Below are 2,394 nucleotides of genomic sequence, written 5' to 3' on the forward strand. Positions count from 1 at the left end.
CTCCTATATATTGTTAATTATACACAAGATGAAAAGAAATTTTCAAAATTCCCTATAACATACTGAAAAGGAACATATTCCATTTCCACATGCGCGCTTCTGACATGAACGATCATCAGCCATGCGCAAGAAGAAGAGCAAATGACCCCCTCTCGTTACTATGTCTCAGGGTTTGTATCTAACGGTTTGTAGAATCCAAACCGTTTCAGGCGTCTACAAGTCAAAATACCAACACAACATACTGATAAGACGTATTTTTATTGTTATTATTCCGCCACGACACGGTGCATCCTGTCGGCCGCAACAGGCCGCGTGCCCCCGCCGTCGATCCGCCTTGGCCGCGCCATCGGCCCGGATCGCTCTCCCCGCCTCCCGCGCGCGCGCATGAGCTGCCGCGGGTCGCCAGCGCGGATACCGAAGCCGCCGCCGGCCCGCCTCCCGCGCGCGCATGAGCTGCCGCCGCCCGGCCAGCGGACGACGCGCCACCCCGTTACCCACGCCGGGCCTCTCCCGTTCAGCCGCCGTCAGAATGCATAGGCCGCCAGCGGACACCGCCACGGGCACGCCAGACGCCGCGAGAAAACCCTTCCCGCCCCCACCGGCCACATGCGGGCCACATGCGTCCCGCACGCGCCACGATACCGGCGGCGACACCAAGCGGATCGTTCCGCACCGCCAGATCGATCCCCCTCTCATCGCCCTGCCTCCGGAACGCACCGATGCATTCCGGAGGCAGAAGATCAGAGTTCCATGTCCTGTTGCAGGTTCACCAGCGGGCGCGCCCCGTAATGCGAGATGATCTCGGAGGCCGCGACGCTGCCCAGCCGCCCGCATTCGGCCAGCGTACGCCCCGAGGTCCAGCCGGCGAGGAATCCGGCGGCATAGGCATCGCCCGCGCCGGTGGTGTCGATCACCTGCGTCGCCACCGGCGCCACGTCGATCCGCTCGTCGCCCCGGATGATCACGCTGCCCTGCCCCGAGCGCGTCAGCACCGCGAAATGCGTATCGGCGGCCGCCTGGTTCATCGCGGTCGTGAAATCCTCGGTCTGGTACAGCGAGCAGATTTCCTCCTCGTTGGCGAACAGGATGTCGATATGCCCATGCACCAGTTCGCGGAAGGCATCGCGATGCCGCGCGACGCAGAACGGGTCGGACAGCGACAGCGCCACCCGCCGTTCGGCCGCATGCGCCAGCGCCGCCGCCTGGCGGAAAGCCTCCTGCGCGTGCGGCGGGTCGAACAGATAGCCTTCCAGATAGGTCACATGCGCGTCGGCCACCACGTCGGCCAGCACATCCTCCGGCCCGAAGGTCACGCACGCGCCCAGATAGGTGTTCATCGTCCGCTGGCCGTCCGGCGTCACCATCACCAGGCAGCGCGCCGTCGGCTGCTCGCGCCCCGCCTGGCCATTCAGGAACGACGACGGAAAATAGACACCCGACTGCTGAAGGTCGGCGGCAAAGGTGCGGCCCGGCGCATCGTCGGCCACCTTGCCCAGATACGCGACGCGCGCGCCCAGATTGGCCGCCACCACGCATGTATTGGCCGCCGAACCGCCGCCCATCTCGCGCTCGCGATGGACCAGGCCGTAGAGTTTTTCGGCCTGTTCGGCGTCGATCAGTTTCATGCTGCCCGGAATCATGTCCTGCTGGGTCAGGAAATCCGGTTCGACCGGTGCCAGAACATCGATGATCGCATTGCCGATCCCCAGCAGATCGAAGCGGCATTCGGCCGCGCTGCCAGCACCCGTCACAGACATTCCATTCTTCTCCCACGCGCACCGGCGAAACTGCGTGGCCGGCCCGCCATCAAATCACCAAGATTGTCGTACAGACAGTCCCCTCGCCAAGAGCCTGACCGAAAATGGGGGCTGGCGCGCGAGAGCGGCCCGTATCGGGCCGCGCCCGACATGTGTTTCCGAACATCGGCGCGAAGTGGCCCTGATTGGCCATGAGCACCGAAGCGCGGGAAACGCGCGGAGGACACGCCGCCAGCCCGCATCCGCGGTCAGGCTCTATCACCGGGGCTGCGGGGTCGCAATGGTTGCATTTCTTGTTCGTAAAGTTGCAGCTTCCCGCTTTTCCGACCTCACCCGCGCGTGTAATCCTTAATCGTTCCAGACACCGGTTTTCCGGATGCGTTCGGGAACCAACCGTGTTCCGATCGCCGGGCCATGCGCGGCTTCACCTTCGACAGCAGCGGGGTATGCTTTTGTTCTCCAGAAAAAAACCCAAGCCGGAAGACGCGAAGCCGCCTGTCGGCGCGTCATCATCCACCGGCCGGCCGGCAGGTTCGCAGATCGAGTTCCCGGCCCCGCCCGCCGGTGCCACGCCCGTCCGCCAGGGCGCGACGCCGGCAACCGGCACCCCTTCCCTCCCCCAATCGCCCAAGGAGAC

The 2,394-nt window shown here is 64.4% G+C and carries 1 protein-coding gene and 1 pseudogene; one reads left to right on the forward strand and one right to left on the reverse strand.

Annotated features, from left to right (window positions below; all coding sequences use genetic code 11):
- Window positions 1–740: 740 nt before the first annotated feature.
- A complete protein-coding gene (locus tag ABF821_RS20780) occupies window positions 741–1,757 on the reverse strand; it encodes an adenosine kinase (protein ID WP_415531443.1) in 1,017 nt (338 codons plus the stop codon).
- Window positions 1,758–2,203: 446 nt separating this feature from the next.
- Here ABF821_RS20780 and ABF821_RS20785 point away from each other — a divergent pair.
- A pseudogene (locus tag ABF821_RS20785) lies at window positions 2,204–2,394 on the forward strand (hypothetical protein); the annotation flags it as partial.

The organism is Gluconacetobacter sp. (assembly GCF_047721585.1).
Taxonomy (GTDB): Bacteria; Pseudomonadota; Alphaproteobacteria; order Acetobacterales; family Acetobacteraceae; genus Gluconacetobacter; species Gluconacetobacter dulcium.